This window comes from Pseudomonas sp. Au-Pse12, assembly GCF_021341665.1.
GTDB lineage: Bacteria > Pseudomonadota > Gammaproteobacteria > Pseudomonadales > Pseudomonadaceae > Aquipseudomonas.
On sequence record NZ_JAJTTH010000002.1, the window covers coordinates 797,754 to 810,843 of the forward strand.

Below are 13,090 nucleotides of genomic sequence, written 5' to 3' on the forward strand. Positions count from 1 at the left end.
TATCCTAGGTGTGCGGTTGATACTGGCGCCGGAATGAAGCGGAGCCAGTAGATGACCTGCAGATGCTCCCAGCGGAACGTGAACAGCGACCTGGAAGCCGAGGGGGGCCAAGCTGGCAAGCCGACCAGTTTCCGCTCCAGTGTGAACAACTCGTTCACCACCTGCTCCGACCTGCTGTCAAGTCGCTGGAAGCTTCGAAAAATACTTGACGAGCATCAAGCACCAGCACGCCACCTTTAACGCCGGAATCGCCGTATTGCTTGGGCTGCGGGCAACTGGCCCGTGTTCTGTCGTCGGAAATCCGTCAAGAGCCTGTCTAGTATTGCCTAGTGCGCTAAGCATTTGTATGGCCAGGTATTTCACCACCCCATCCCGCCAGCGAGGGCCTGGATACGATCGGGCAGTGCCCTTGACGGCCACCTATTGAATTCTTGACGTGGCTGGTGCTGGCCAGGCTACTCGAATGCCCGCAAAGCATTGTGCTGCGGGGCTTTCAGCGTTCCAACTGCTAGTGGCGCCAGATAAATCCGTCAAGACCTGTCCAAAATTTCGTCAAGGCTGGTCAAGGACTACGGCCGCGTTTGCCGGGTTCGATCGTGTGCTACTTGTCCCGCAAGTGACTGCCCCGGCGCGCCGCTGTTTCTGGACGAGGTAGCTATCCGGCCGCATGTCCAATCTGCCGCCAGCCTTTGTTGGCTTTGGTCCGCGGGCCGACCTGGATGAACTGCGGCCTCTCCAACCGTCCAAACCTGTCCAGAATCCGTCTGGGGGCTGTCAGGGGTATGAGATGGCCAGCTCCACTACTTTGCCGGCCTCCAGCACCGACCAGACCTCAGACGCACGGCTACAAGAGCCACTGCCATATGCCTGATCCGTACTCCGTCAAAGCGTGGTAACAGAAGCGCTCGTCACCACCAGCAATGTGAGACGGCGCCGGCCACAACTTATACCAGCACGGCTTGGCACCTGGCCTTAAACGCCCAGGCCATGCGGATTCGGTCTCATACCTGCCTCACCTTCCGACAAAGTATGTTCAAAGTGCCGCAGGCCTCCAAGGTACAAACCACATGACCATGCTGTGGCTCCCATGGTCACTCGGACTTATTTGGAAGATCCGATTACTCTGCTGTTGAATTTCGATTTTGCGGCGGGAGGAACGTTTCAGGATGGGCGCTCAGATACTGTTCAAAACGTTTTGCGTTCTTGTATTCGTTGTATCCGGTAGCGAATAAAGCGCTACCGCAGGTAAAAGTAAAGACAAGACAAAGCCCAATGAAAAATCCATAAGGTGGCCCCGCTTTCAACATGACTGCGATGCCCAGGATAGCTCCAACGGCCATAAAGATCATAGCTGCGAGCATTCCGACCCAAGCGCCAATTACGTCTGAGCGCCGGATTCTGATAAAAGGTGTGGGATTCTCTGGAGTACAGACCAAGTATTTGGCGACTTGTCGGATCTGCTTCCTATCCCAAAGCCCCAACTGGGCGAGCTTTAGCAACGCCGCTGCCTTCACGGAGCTGGCACGAATACCCGAAGCGATGTGAAACCCTTCAAGCTGGATTGCATCATCGAGATACGTAGTAAGTTGGCTCTCCACCACCTGATCACTACGTAGTTCTTTCAAACGCTTGTATCGCTTATGTACGAAGTGGCTATCGTAAAATTCCAGCGCCTTGACCAAGGCAGTGATCAGAATAACGACGACTCCTGCAAGTGCTGTAACGATTGCAGAACCGCTATTGGAAAAGCTTTGAATTTGCTCAAGCATAGTTGCCACTTCTTAGATAACGGAAACGGCCATATTGCCTTCATCCCCGCTACCATTCTACTTCGACCAGGAAGCTATCTGTATTGACTATAAAGCAGTAGCGCTCTATGAAAAAGCAAGTTTTTGAAGGCAGCGGGCTGCCTAGGTCCGATCTTTGGGGAGGCGAGCCTTAGCGCGAACTCTCTGTTGGCTTCGAGAGAGAGCGTAGCACCGGCGCCATGAATATCCGGAATTACCTTTACGTGGTTTGCGTCCGCCGGCGGCAAAGTGTCCTGGCGATGTGATACGGGATTTCCCCGAATCTAATGCGTGAGCCCCGCCCGCAGGGGCCGCCACGGGCTCTCAGGCGGCCACGCTCGCCGAATCCGTCTCATGCCTGCCTCACATTTCGTCAAAGCGTGGTCAAAGCAAACCAGATCATGGAGCCCGAGAACAAAACTGTAGAAATAAAATAGGCCATCATTCTCCCTATCCTGTAAGGGGACGGAAAGGTAGAGTGCGGCATGCTGCAGCCCTGGTGCCGCACGATCACACAACCTCCAGTCACAAGGCCGCGACTGAGTGCATACTGCACTGCCGGGGCAATAGATAGGGCTCGCTCCCCATGTCACTTCCCAAAATACTGTACAAATACATTACACCTTCAACGACCTTAAAGGTTCTGAGAAACTCTAAACTTCGCTGGTCGAGCCCTTTGCTCTTCAACGACCTGTCCGAACTAAAGCGAATGCCGCGCTTTCACCCAACAGTCGAAGCGTCTCTCAAGGACTTTCCAGAGGCTATCGCGCGATTAGTATATGACAACCAAAACATTAAAGCCGCCGATAGACTTACATCCAAATCTAGAATATTAATAATTCTTGCAGTGAAACTGAGAGATCAAGGATACTCCAGAGAGCATGCTATTCAAGCCCTAACCATAGAAGCCAAGGGAATAGACTCCGATATCGAAAATTCACTCAGAAACTTAATTTCTGAAGAACATATAAGCAAATTGCGTGTTTTGTGCCTTACTACCGAGTTCGACAATCAGGTCATGTGGGGGAACTACGCAGAAAACCACAAAGGCTGCGTCCTAGCTTTTCAGCATATAAAAAGCCTAGACACACCTCTGCTCGAAGCCAAAAAAGTTCACTACTCAAGAGACCAGCCAGTTGTTGGTAAAGGGCTAGATTTTTTGCTTTATGGGGACACCCCCGAGCTTCGGGAAAAATCATCAAAAGCGATATATTATACAAAGCATGAAGAATGGAGCTATGAGCGTGAATGGCGGGCTATCGCGCGAGCAAAATCTGGATTCGCTGATCAGTTTTCAGACTACCTATTTTATCCCGAAGAGCTCGAATCAGTCACCCTTGGAGCACGAGCCTCAATAGACACAGAAAGAGAAATTTGCGACCTGCTGTCAGCCAAATATCCGGCTACGGCTCTGTACAAAATCAAAGAACACAATGGAAGACTTGAGAGGCATATAGTACCGAGATAGAGTCGTCGCAGCACGATAATATCTTGCCCCTTCCAAGTTATTCGAACTCACCGTGGGATTGCGAATAGCCTTCACTGGTATTCAGGTATCCACCCGCCACGGCCTAAAGTCTTGGTAATCACGGTGAAAACCAACGTCTGATAGCCTATAGATTTCTCAAAAATCAGGTCGCCAAGTTCGCACCAGCCTTGCGTAAGGGCTTGCGAACCATGGTGCGAACTATGGGGGCTGACTTGCTGGCGAGGGTTACGTGAGGTGTGTATCGATGGCTTGTAGTTTGAAGTTTCAGGCATTTAAGGGGGTGTGCAGAGAGTGCGTGTAAAGCTGGGTGAAATAGCGCGCTCAGCTGTTACCTGTACTGTTACGGCCAGACTTGATTCACGTCGTCAGCCAAGCTTCCCGGCTCATGGTCCAAAGGAGCTAATTCGGCGGTGTCTCAGCGGGAGCCTGCTGCGTAGCAAGTTGTTCTGCGATGAGGCGGGACAACAGTTCATGTAACGGGTTCAGATCAACTGGGCCTTGGGTCAAAGATGCATCTACTCGCTGGAGTGCTAGAACGTATTCACCCCGGTCGCGACAAATAAGTTCCGGAAGGATTGTAGTACCTGGTAGCCAGCCACCGGATTTTACACACAGCACAAAATAGCTAGCGGCCCTAGCTGACCGACCGTTGCCATTGATAAATGGGTGAATGTGGTTTAGTCGCCAGAGCACGAATGCTGTTAGCGCCACCGGGTCTGATTGCTCCCAACTCCTATTCACGATATTTACAAAATCGTCCATAAGCGCCTCGACACGGTAGTGTTCGGGGGGCATATGGTTGCCTACGACGACTTGGCAAGGGCGGTACTCGCCTGCATTCGTATGCAGGCAGGTAATGGCATGAAAATTCAATGCCTTGATGATGTGGTTCGACAGGAACGGGCGATCGACAGCCAATGCAGCGCTTACTATAGACCGCAAAAAGTCGTACTGCCGATTGCCGTTGGAGACTTCCAGTTCTTGGTAAACTGGATTTTGCTCAGTGTTACCGCAGAGTTCGAAGAGGATCAACGTTTTTCCCCTTCGACTCCTTCCTGCTCAAGGATCAGCTTACGAACTTGCTCACGCGTGACTCCGTTCTTCGAGCTCACAGACCCGTAGACGAACGAGACGCGTTGCTCCAACATTTCGGCGGCAGTCTGCTTATGTTGCGAGGCCCCTTGGAGTGCGCACAATAGACCTGGATCTGTCTTCAAATCCAAAAAATTCTTAGCCATGGTTACCTCCCTAATTCTGGTTGGCCTAAAACTTCGACACCGGCGCAGGCCGTGTGTCCTGTTTACTTATCGATCTCGCTGACGAAGATCGCAAGAAAATTTACGCTCCTGCTTTAAGGCGCCGGCGCGGTCATCGGAGCAACTGGTGCTCATGATTGTAGCCTGTTCTCACATTTTCTCACTTTGCGTTTAGTACCGACCGTCGAATCTGTTGACCCGACCAGAAGCGACAAGGGGTTGATGCTCGGCGCATTTGGACATCACCTCCGGTATTCGTCTTGTAATGGTTGAAACCATGGATATCTGAGTGGATACCACCCGATCAGCTCAGCGCCAGCGACTTGTCAAAACTTGTCATCTGGTCGTCGCGGCAAACCTGACAAAGCCTGACATTGGAAGCGCGGTGCTGGGGCTTGGCCAAGCAGGACAGAATGTTGAGATTTGTTGAGGTTGCAAGGCGCTGGGCGGCTTTGTAGCGGAGATCCGTTCAGACTGAGGTGGTTACTTTTGGTGGTTACCGCGAGAAGGCTTTCCAGGGGCAAATGACGCCAAATCCTGGCAACCATTCCCGCGGCGCGCCGGCCGGCGAGACAGACCATACGATCTCAGTTGGATCACATGGTCTGCTTTGATCGGTTTTTTAGATTGAGCTCGGACGAATGTCTGTTCCATTTTGCGTCCCCGAAATCCTAAATTTTTGGACCTCGCCAGCGTTTAACTCAGAGGCTGTCTCTTTCAGTGGCTGGCCGACCTGAAAGGCGCATACCCCGTTGCCATCCTCGTCACCAGAAATGCCAACAATATGCCGCCCAGGCTTCACCCTGAACGTCACCGATTCGCCGGTATTGATCCTTGCCGCTTTTTTGCCGTCGATGAGAACTGTCGCATAGCAGCCTCCCGACGCCCAAAAACCATTGTCGCGACTCACAACGAGCACCGCTCCGCCCGGAACGTCCTGTTGAAATGCTAATGTCCTATCGGCCGGTACTGGCTTGGCAGATGCTGAATCAACTGGCGTGCTTGAGCAGCCAACCAACAGGCCGGCAGCGCTGGCAACGATGAGAGTGGCAAAAGTCCTTTGCATGGGGTTCGTCCTCGGATGTGAATCGCGACTGTAACTCACCTGCGGCTACATCTGATCTTCGGAATAGATCCCGGCGCTGATAACTGCGCTGCCGACAATCATCCGGCCATAGAGCAGCGGGACAGGGTTGCCCTGGACGCTAGTGTTCACGGCTCCGTTGAAGCTGTAACTGGGGCGGTTGTTGGGAGTGTCCTGAGTGCCCAGCCCCTTGGCTTGTGGACTGAGCATCTGGATAACGCCGCCTGCAACAAGAGCAAGTCCTGGAGCGAGCGTTGCACCGTTGGTGAATGGAGATAGGACGATCAAGACTGCTCCGACGATGGTCTGCAGCAGCCCCGCTCGCTTTGACCCAGTAATTACTGGAACAATGCGAATGACCTTTTTGCCCGTCGGTTTGCCGAGGTCGTCCTCGCCGATGTTTTCACTTCCGATGAACACCGCAAACCGTAAACCTTTGCTTTCTGCCTCCATCATGAACTTCTCGAACCCGCGGAACCGCTTGAAGTAACCCATTACGTCACGTAGCCCGTTGCTGGTGGCGACCCGGTGCTTGGTCCTACCAGCGATCCTGGCTAGCTGGTCAGTAACGATGACTGTTTGCATTTTCTCGGTATAGGTTGTCATGGGGCTTGGCTCCTTATTTGAGCTCAAGGTCTTTGGCCAGACGGGCGCGGCTGTCCTGGCAGTCCTTGATCAATCTCTGGGTAATAGCTGGGTGATCTTGGTAAAAGGAGCTGGTGGCTCTGGCGCTCCTGCAAGACTTGCGCAGAATCGCCGCCAAGATTTCGGCTTCTGCGTAGGTGAAGAAAGGTCCATCAACGTAGTGTTTCTGGCCGGTACTGGTAACGGTGACGAGGTAAGCAGCGTGCCTTGCTGGTGATTCATGCCTTTCGAGTTCATGGGCTTCGCACGCTTGCACGAAACGCTCTCGGTACGTCTGAGTCAGCATCTGGAGGTTTTGATCTGTCATGTTGTCCTCTGTGCGCCGCTGGCGCTGGTCATGGGCTACCGCCCGTTGGAGTCGCTCTGAGTCGCGCCACGTTTTCGTGATCTGCAAAACGTGGCGCGGAAAATGGTTATTTGCCGACGATGCTCAGGCTGGGTGGTAGCTTCGGGCCGAACGGCGCACCAGGTGCAAAGGGATCGGGTAGCAGATGCTCAGGGCATTCCTTGATGAACTGGATCATGGCGGCGTGGCAGGCGCGGTAAAGCGGGCCACCGGCTCCCCATCCATCACTCTTGCGGGCGGCGCTGTCTTCCAGTTGAGACAGGTACACCACCCCACGAAGACTGGTGTCGCCATTTGCGCTGGCCTGTTGGCGATGTACTGGATTGACGCCCAGCAGGTCGCACATCAGGTCGAAGCCCACTGCCTGCGCCAGCCCTTCACGGTCGAACATCAATGACTGACCGAACCCAGCAAGTGCGCTCTGCGCTCCGCTGCGGGCAGCTTCTTGGTGTTCGCTGGCCTGCTCCTCCAGTTCCGCAATGGCTTGCCGGGTGAAGGGGAGGAACGCTTTCAACTTGCCCGCCTGCCGGCGAAGGGCTCGCCGCTCACAGCGGATAGCGTCGAGATGCTCAGCAATGGCGCGGCAGATCCGCCGAGTGATGATGAGCCGGGTGGCGGCGCTATTGCCTGGCTTCAAAGCGATGTCGCACAAGCGAGTGATAAGGCTGGGCGTCATTGGTGCGCCTCCATAGGTGTGGCGTCGTAGCTGGCGCGCAGGTGAGCGCCAGCCGTGCAATGGCGGCCTGTAGGCGCGTAGCAGGATCGACAAGCCATGATGTGGTTGATGTATTGGTCGCGTGCCTGTCGCCATTCCAGCGTGGCGGAGGCGGCACTTGCGTGCGGGCTGGTGCTGAACTGGGGGGCACGCTCGGCGTGGTTGACCAACACCAGGCGCGAGCGAGGCTCAGGATTGCTCCGAAGTTCTGTGGGGGAGGCAGCGGTAACGATGGGCTGCATGTGATCGAGCAGCGCAGAAAGAAGGCTCATACCACCACCTCGCTGCAATTACTCGTAATCCAATGTTCCTCTGATTTCAAAAACACCGGCAACAACGGCAACAAAGGCAACAGCCCCGTAAACCGTGGCCTCCAGACGTTGCCGATGCTTCCAAATCGTTGCCACCAGTTTTGAACCGGCAACAGTGATAACCAAATGAGAGGGGCGATGCCGTCTCTTATGTTGAAAATCAGGTGTGCGTTGCCAGTTGTTGCCACTCTTTTTACAGGGTGGCAACGGCTGTAAGCCACGTCCTGTAAGGCCGTTGCCGGTGTTGCCACTGTTGCCAGCGATTCTAGGTTCCTGTGAACTTGGGCAATCCGCGGAGGTAGTGTTTGAGGGCTGGTCATGCGCCACCCCCTTCGCGGTCAATGACCTCTGGATCAATCACGTAGAGGCGGGCCTGGCCTCCCCCAGGGAGGCGGTAGTTTTTGGTTTTGCGCTCGTTGTCGCGGCGGGCAATTACGTTCGCTCCCTCGAGTGCTTTGACGATGCGAGACAGACCGTAGCCGTGGGCTGCTTCGATCAGTGCCGGCTTGTTGAACAAGTACAGGCGGTTGTTTCCCACTAGTTCCCAGTAGCCTGCCCGGTTGAATACCTTGGTGTCGGGCGTTTGGTCATCGATGTCGGAGAAGCGGCTGCTGCCGTGGCGGTCGATAAAATCCAGGATGCCGGCGAGGATCTGGCGGTCTTCGGCGTTTCCGCTACCAACCCGACTGAGCCATTCGCCATAGAGCAAACGGCAGTCAGCTAGGGCGGTACCGGGCTCCCAGGGCAGGAGGCCATAGGCGATGGCCATTTCCCCCGCGAGTGCAATGACGGCAAACCGATCTGCCACTCGACCGGCCTGGGCGTTGTCCTCCACGAAGGTGGCACGTATCCCGGCGAAGTCTTCGAGCAGTCCGGCGCTGTCATCACTGGCGAGCAGCTTCTCGACGAACGCTGGCCCAAGGTGGCCATGGTGGGCGCCAACGGCCACGGTGAGTTGGCGGTGGAAGTCCGCGCCCTCCAGACCGTGCAATTCATCGAAGGCCCTATGGGTGCGGGTACCGGCGTTCACGTCGACCATGCGCAACTCGGCGCCAGCGTGAGCGGCGTTGCCGGATATGGCCGCGTGTTCGGAGAGGGAGCGCTCACCGCTGGAAAGTGTCAGCAAGCGCCAGCTCAGTTTGGCGCGGCCCTCACGCTCGCGGGTCATGGTTCCTTTGCCCTGACCGTTGGCGAGGGAGTAGGCCATTTCCTGTACGCGCTTGGGGTCTGCGCGCTTGATTTCGTCCAGGGGCAAGATGGTGTCGTTACGGCTCGATGCCTCGATCTCCAGCCCGCCCTTGGTCATGTCCCAACTGGCGGCGAACACTCCGGGGTCGCCCCATACCGACGAGCCAATCAGTTGCGCCAGTGACTTGTCGCTTGAGCTGTCGCCCACCAGGTGAACACCACCACCCAGCACACCGACCAGGCTGAGCAGTGGGCCGGCCAGTGAGCAGCCGATCGCCAAGGTGAGTACCGGGTTGCCGGCGCACTTTGCGGCGACCTCCGACTGCCACAGCGCCAACTCGCCGCGGCGGCTGAACAACACCTGGGCCTTGTTGCTGGCCTGGTAACGCACCTTGTCGCTGCCGATGGTGCGCCCAGGCAGCACGAACGCTCCCGACTCATGCCAGCCTGGCCGACTGGTGGTGGCGAACACCTCGGCGGGGTGCTGATCGAGTAGGTACTCCATGAAGGTGCCGCGCTTCTTGAGGGCAATAATTACTCCCATGCCGAACAAGGCGCGGCGGGCATCCTCGCCGCTGCCCCCGAACACCTCCATGGCGATGATCCATTCCTTGATGCCGCTTTCGGTCACCAGGCGTAGTAAACGCCCCTCGCTACCATCGTCGCTGTTGGTCGTGCGGGCGACGACGGTTACCGGGCTGGCGATCCACTCATCAGTGATAGGTCGGTCGCCGGTATCGCCCTCGGCGTCGTCCTGGTCTGGAGCACGCTTAAAGCCGTGCCAGTAGACGCCAGGGCGCAGCTTGCGCCCCTTCTCATTGGTGACCCATTGCTCGTACACAGCCCAGCAGGGACGATCAGGCGCAATGGTCGCTGCATCTGGCCGAAGGTTGATCACGTTGGTGTCAGGCTTGGACATTGGCGAGTTTCCAGTTGGCGAGGTCGTTGAAGTCGGTGAGGTCGCCGGGGGAGCCTTCTGGCCACTCAGGGAAAGCGACCTGGGCGCCGACGGCGGCTGCGGCGGCGCTTGCTGCTTTGCGCCCTGGGTTTCCATCGGTGAGCCGATCGTCGTCGCCGGCAATAACCATTGCCTGTCCCGGATAGCGGGCACGAAGGCCCATCGCCGCCGGGATCAGGTTGCCCGCGTTCATGGCTGCTGCAACGACGTATCCGCCGTGCTGGTGGAGGCTGGCGGCCGTTGCCCACCCTTCGCAGATGCAGAGCGCTGAGTCGGGTTTAATGATGCCTAGCGGCGAATAGGTGCCCTTGATCCGGCCGCCGAACAGGAAGCGCTTGCTGCCGTCCGGAGCAATTCGCTGCAGGTTGACCAAGCGGCCATCCAGGTACAGCGGGATCAGAAGGTCAGCACCACGCTGGCGCAAGCTGTAGGGGCGAACAGCCTTGGCGACCAAATACGGGTGGTCTGGCGAGGCGCGCCGCGCGTTGCGCCACCAGTGATTGGCCTTCTCTGCCGCTCGTTGTTGGCGCCGGTGTTGTTCGGCTTCGCGCTGGCGCCGGGCCTGATCCACTCGCTCACGGATCTGTGCGGCTTCGTGGGCGTCCACCGGCTCACGACTACACCAAGTGCTGGCGCCGCCGGTTTTCCAACTGCCGAACGCGCCAGAGGCGATGCCATCCAGGTACAGCACATACCAGCCGTTGAGGCTGCCGGGCTTGTCATCCGGGACGCGGAAACGATGGATGGCGCCGTCGGCCACGGGAAGCCAGTCGAGCTGGCCATAGACGGCTTGGAGTGCATCACGAAATTGGATCGTTGCGTCAGTCATGCGGCCCCCTTCGGCGGGGTAAACCGCTTGGCCAAGCGTTCCAGCTCTTGTGTTAGGAGTTCCAGCTCTTTGCAGTGCCGGCCTTGGTCGCCCTCCGAGACTCGTAGCTCCAGGAAGCCGACCAGGGTTTCCACCAGCAGCGCATAGCTGGCGCTGTCGATGTGCGCGCCAGTAGTGGGCGGCACGCCGCTACCCTTGCGCTTGATCGGAGTCACGTTACTCATGCTCCACCTCCAGGTGCTTAGCACTACGCAAAACTACGCCGCCGCACCGGGCAAACAGCTTTGTGGCTTTTTTCAGGCAAGCCGATCCCGTCAGCGCAAAAATGCGCTGTTGAAAAGTCGTCATGGCTTAGGCCCTGTTTGCTTTGAGGCGCTGCTTGATCAAGGATTCTTTCAGCGAATCAACTACAGCTCGCGCTGAATCCAAGGTGTGTTTCACCAGCCACGCCTCGTTGCCTACGAGTGAACGCTCGCCCATCGCTGCGGCGTAAATCGAGTCGTCGATCGTGCTGAGAAGGTCGGACACGCTTTCCATTGCATCCTCGATCGGAACGCCGGGGTTAACGATGAAAAGTGCCTGGTGCTTGGTGGCTTCGCCGGTTGGGTGGAAGCGGTGGCCTTCTGCGGTGTTGATGTTCGCCAGGTTCATTGGTTGCCCTCCAACGCATCGAGCTTTTCCTGCAGCTCGGTAGTCTGGCAATCGAGGTAGTTCGCCCAGTCGTCTCCGAGGTACTGACCAAGACCAGTTAGGGCTTTAACGTTGTGTCCCTTGCCATGGATGAAATCGGCGCGGACAGCATTGAGCAATGCGGTAAGCCAGGTGATCTGCTCACGGCTGGAGTGGATCAGGTCGATGGCTTCACCGCCGATCAGAGATGCGCTACGAGGTGAGCTGATCATTTCGCCTCTCCTTGTGCTTCCAGGGTGCGGACGATGGCCATGTGACTGTTGCAGCGAGCGAGACGAACGGGCAGGGACGAGTTTGCGCGGAGGGCTCTCAAGGCCATGCGGCGGTGAGCAAAGACGCGAATTGCGGACGGATTGAGGGCGTGTTTCATAGGTGTAGCTCCTTTTGCTGAGGAACCACCACGGTCTGCCGCCAAGCAGGAAAGGGTGGCGAGTTGCACAGGATTGGCGGATCGGGGCAAAAGGAACCCGACGCACCCGAGGGTGCTCCTGCGCAACCCGCCATAACACGAAAGTGCGGGCACAAAAAAAGCGCCTGCAATCGAAATGGGGGCGCTGTTGCGCCTTTTGCTGATCGACCCGCCAAGGTCGGTCGCTGATTTTGCAGCGACAGGCAAACCATACCGACGGGCGCGACTACTGGCAAGAAGAGTTATCGACTGTTGATCGTGATGCATGAGCATAGTCGTCATGCGGCATCACTCCGAAGGTGCTTGGCGGTCAGGCTTTGAACGTAGCGCAGGAGAGATGCTTTACGGGTGGCGAAGTCCTTGCCCTGGCCGATCAGCAGCACGTCACGAATCTCGATCAGGGTGACCAGCAACAGTTCATGTGCGGTGAGCTCGTCGCGGTTGCGGCCGGCGAATTGGCCGGTGATCACCTGGTTGATGAGCTTGGCCTCGTTGATGAAGTGGTGGCGCTGTGGAGTCTTTCCGTTCTCTTCGTAGGCGATCGCCAGCGCATCACACAGGCCGCGATAGCCCACTGCCGACTGCTGGCGTGCTTGCTGCCAGTTGGCCTGGTCACCGCGTACCAGTGCGTCGATCTGCTCGTCGCACCAGATCTCAAAGTCCACAGAGAGCCAGCGGGCGAACTTCACTGCGAGTTTGGGGTGGAGCCAAGTTCCGCTGTTGGCGGTGTTGCCTCGACGGGTCGTCACCAGAGTAATGCGGGATTTTCCCGTATTACTCTCGTTCATCCTGCTCGCCAGCTTTTCGATGTACTCCGCGGTGGAGCCAAGGCGCAGCCAGTCGTTAGGTGCCTTGTCGAAGCGGGCGGCTGCAAGGGTTGCGTTGATCCAGCCATCGGCATTGAAGGTGACGGCCTGGCCCTGGTAGTCGAAGGGAATAATGCGAGTCTTCATGCCGCCACCTTCTGGCCTGGTTCGGCGATCAGTGTGTAGATGGCCACGCCGCGGTGGGTGCGTCCCCACTCATCGGTGAGCATGGTTCGAGTGGTGATGATCTTGTAGCCGGCGTTTCTCAGGTCACAGATCCGCGCACCAGGACGACAGATGTTCAGGTCGCGCATGATCGTGAACGTGTCAGACGGGCCCAGGCGCAGGTGTGGAATAAGCCGCACTAGTTGGGCGTGGTTGCTGGTATTGTGGAGGTGAGATTTTTCCGGGCTGGCCTTATTGGGTTGGCCTTTTTTTTGATCGGCCATTTATGCAGCCTCCCCTCGCAATGCAATGCGCTGGCGAACCCACTCCTGAACCTCAGCCAAGACCCATGCAACAGGGGCCCCACGCGATTTACTGTTGCTCAACGGGACCGGCCTAGGAAAGGTCGGAT

Annotated in this window: 18 protein-coding genes; 1 reads left to right on the forward strand and 17 read right to left on the reverse strand. The window is 56.9% G+C overall.

All coding sequences use genetic code 11. The annotated features are described in order from the left end of the window. Positions 1-1,118: 1,118 nt before the first annotated feature. Positions 1,119-1,769 carry a hypothetical protein gene (locus tag LXM55_RS08245; protein ID WP_233319925.1) on the reverse strand — a complete coding sequence of 217 codons (651 nt, stop codon included), beginning with the start codon at positions 1,767-1,769 and terminating at the stop codon, positions 1,119-1,121. Positions 1,770-2,373: 604 nt separating this feature from the next. Here LXM55_RS08245 and LXM55_RS08250 point away from each other — a divergent pair. Further along, complete coding sequence (locus LXM55_RS08250) at positions 2,374-3,255, forward strand: DUF2971 domain-containing protein (RefSeq protein WP_233319926.1); 882 nt, start codon at positions 2,374-2,376, stop codon at positions 3,253-3,255. Between the two features lie 420 nt (positions 3,256-3,675). On the opposite strand, the gene LXM55_RS08255 is transcribed toward LXM55_RS08250, so the two are convergent. The 16 genes from LXM55_RS08255 to LXM55_RS32630 form a co-directional block, all read right to left on the reverse strand. Further along, entirely contained in the window at positions 3,676-4,308 is a 633-nt protein-coding gene (locus tag LXM55_RS08255; RefSeq protein WP_233319927.1) for a Fic family protein, read from the reverse strand. Next, positions 4,305-4,514, reverse strand: a complete 210-nt coding sequence (locus LXM55_RS08260; RefSeq protein ID WP_233319928.1) for a hypothetical protein — start codon at positions 4,512-4,514, stop codon at positions 4,305-4,307. The genes LXM55_RS08255 and LXM55_RS08260 overlap by 4 nt, the downstream gene beginning before the upstream one ends. Positions 4,515-5,154: 640 nt before the next feature. Continuing rightward, positions 5,155-5,598: a hypothetical protein gene (locus LXM55_RS08265; protein ID WP_233319929.1), complete on the reverse strand. Its 444-nt coding sequence runs from the start codon at positions 5,596-5,598 to the stop codon at positions 5,155-5,157. Positions 5,599-5,643: 45 nt separating this feature from the next. Then, positions 5,644-6,222, reverse strand: coding sequence for a tail assembly protein (locus LXM55_RS08270; protein WP_233319930.1), 579 nt, complete (start codon positions 6,220-6,222; stop codon positions 5,644-5,646). Between the two features lie 13 nt (positions 6,223-6,235). Beyond that, entirely contained in the window at positions 6,236-6,568 is a 333-nt protein-coding gene (locus LXM55_RS08275; RefSeq protein WP_233319931.1) for a hypothetical protein, read from the reverse strand. Positions 6,569-6,674: 106 nt separating this feature from the next. Then, a complete protein-coding gene (locus tag LXM55_RS08280; RefSeq protein WP_233319932.1) occupies positions 6,675-7,283 on the reverse strand; it encodes a hypothetical protein in 609 nt (202 codons plus the stop codon). Beyond that, positions 7,280-7,594: a hypothetical protein gene (locus tag LXM55_RS08285; RefSeq protein ID WP_233319933.1), complete on the reverse strand. Its 315-nt coding sequence runs from the start codon at positions 7,592-7,594 to the stop codon at positions 7,280-7,282. Before LXM55_RS08285 ends, LXM55_RS08280 begins: the two co-directional genes overlap by 4 nt. Then, positions 7,591-7,953, reverse strand: coding sequence for a hypothetical protein (locus tag LXM55_RS08290; protein ID WP_233319934.1), 363 nt, complete (start codon positions 7,951-7,953; stop codon positions 7,591-7,593). The genes LXM55_RS08285 and LXM55_RS08290 overlap by 4 nt, the downstream gene beginning before the upstream one ends. Further along, positions 7,950-9,740, reverse strand: a complete 1,791-nt coding sequence (locus LXM55_RS08295; protein ID WP_233319935.1) for a DUF927 domain-containing protein — start codon at positions 9,738-9,740, stop codon at positions 7,950-7,952. The genes LXM55_RS08290 and LXM55_RS08295 overlap by 4 nt, the downstream gene beginning before the upstream one ends. Then, positions 9,727-10,608: a toprim domain-containing protein gene (locus LXM55_RS08300; protein WP_233319936.1), complete on the reverse strand. Its 882-nt coding sequence runs from the start codon at positions 10,606-10,608 to the stop codon at positions 9,727-9,729. The genes LXM55_RS08295 and LXM55_RS08300 overlap by 14 nt, the downstream gene beginning before the upstream one ends. Then, positions 10,605-10,832 (reverse strand): hypothetical protein, encoded by a 228-nt coding sequence (locus LXM55_RS08305; protein WP_233319937.1) that lies wholly within the window; start codon positions 10,830-10,832, stop codon positions 10,605-10,607. Before LXM55_RS08305 ends, LXM55_RS08300 begins: the two co-directional genes overlap by 4 nt. A gap of 127 nt (positions 10,833-10,959) precedes the next feature. Next, positions 10,960-11,259: a DUF3077 domain-containing protein gene (locus LXM55_RS08310; RefSeq protein WP_233319938.1), complete on the reverse strand. Its 300-nt coding sequence runs from the start codon at positions 11,257-11,259 to the stop codon at positions 10,960-10,962. Continuing rightward, complete coding sequence (locus tag LXM55_RS08315) at positions 11,256-11,510, reverse strand: hypothetical protein (protein ID WP_233319939.1); 255 nt, start codon at positions 11,508-11,510, stop codon at positions 11,256-11,258. Before LXM55_RS08315 ends, LXM55_RS08310 begins: the two co-directional genes overlap by 4 nt. 475 nt (positions 11,511-11,985) lie before the next feature. Next, entirely contained in the window at positions 11,986-12,660 is a 675-nt protein-coding gene (locus LXM55_RS08320; protein ID WP_233319940.1) for a KilA-N domain-containing protein, read from the reverse strand. After that, positions 12,657-12,962 (reverse strand): helix-turn-helix domain-containing protein, encoded by a 306-nt coding sequence (locus LXM55_RS08325; RefSeq protein WP_233319941.1) that lies wholly within the window; start codon positions 12,960-12,962, stop codon positions 12,657-12,659. Before LXM55_RS08325 ends, LXM55_RS08320 begins: the two co-directional genes overlap by 4 nt. After that, the coding region (locus tag LXM55_RS32630; RefSeq protein WP_442799746.1) for an AlpA family phage regulatory protein at positions 12,963-13,090 on the reverse strand (128 nt) is incomplete at its 5' end.

Coding starts and splice junctions, on each gene's coding strand:
- LXM55_RS08295 (WP_233319935.1), bottom strand. CDS start 9,740: ATGTCCAAGCCTGACACCAACGTGATCAACCTTCGGCCAGATGCAGCG.
- LXM55_RS08315 (WP_233319939.1), bottom strand. CDS start 11,510: ATGATCAGCTCACCTCGTAGCGCATCTCTGATCGGCGGTGAAGCCATC.
- LXM55_RS08275 (WP_233319931.1), bottom strand. CDS start 6,568: ATGACAGATCAAAACCTCCAGATGCTGACTCAGACGTACCGAGAGCGT.
- LXM55_RS08285 (WP_233319933.1), bottom strand. CDS start 7,594: ATGAGCCTTCTTTCTGCGCTGCTCGATCACATGCAGCCCATCGTTACC.
- LXM55_RS08245 (WP_233319925.1), bottom strand. CDS start 1,769: ATGCTTGAGCAAATTCAAAGCTTTTCCAATAGCGGTTCTGCAATCGTT.
- LXM55_RS08310 (WP_233319938.1), bottom strand. CDS start 11,259: ATGAACCTGGCGAACATCAACACCGCAGAAGGCCACCGCTTCCACCCA.
- LXM55_RS08320 (WP_233319940.1), bottom strand. CDS start 12,660: ATGAAGACTCGCATTATTCCCTTCGACTACCAGGGCCAGGCCGTCACC.
- LXM55_RS08270 (WP_233319930.1), bottom strand. CDS start 6,222: ATGACAACCTATACCGAGAAAATGCAAACAGTCATCGTTACTGACCAG.
- LXM55_RS08250 (WP_233319926.1), top strand. CDS start 2,374: ATGTCACTTCCCAAAATACTGTACAAATACATTACACCTTCAACGACC.
- LXM55_RS08290 (WP_233319934.1), bottom strand. CDS start 7,953: ATGACCAGCCCTCAAACACTACCTCCGCGGATTGCCCAAGTTCACAGG.
- LXM55_RS08325 (WP_233319941.1), bottom strand. CDS start 12,962: ATGGCCGATCAAAAAAAAGGCCAACCCAATAAGGCCAGCCCGGAAAAA.
- LXM55_RS08260 (WP_233319928.1), bottom strand. CDS start 4,514: ATGGCTAAGAATTTTTTGGATTTGAAGACAGATCCAGGTCTATTGTGC.
- LXM55_RS08265 (WP_233319929.1), bottom strand. CDS start 5,598: ATGCAAAGGACTTTTGCCACTCTCATCGTTGCCAGCGCTGCCGGCCTG.
- LXM55_RS08300 (WP_233319936.1), bottom strand. CDS start 10,608: ATGACTGACGCAACGATCCAATTTCGTGATGCACTCCAAGCCGTCTAT.
- LXM55_RS08305 (WP_233319937.1), bottom strand. CDS start 10,832: ATGAGTAACGTGACTCCGATCAAGCGCAAGGGTAGCGGCGTGCCGCCC.
- LXM55_RS08280 (WP_233319932.1), bottom strand. CDS start 7,283: ATGACGCCCAGCCTTATCACTCGCTTGTGCGACATCGCTTTGAAGCCA.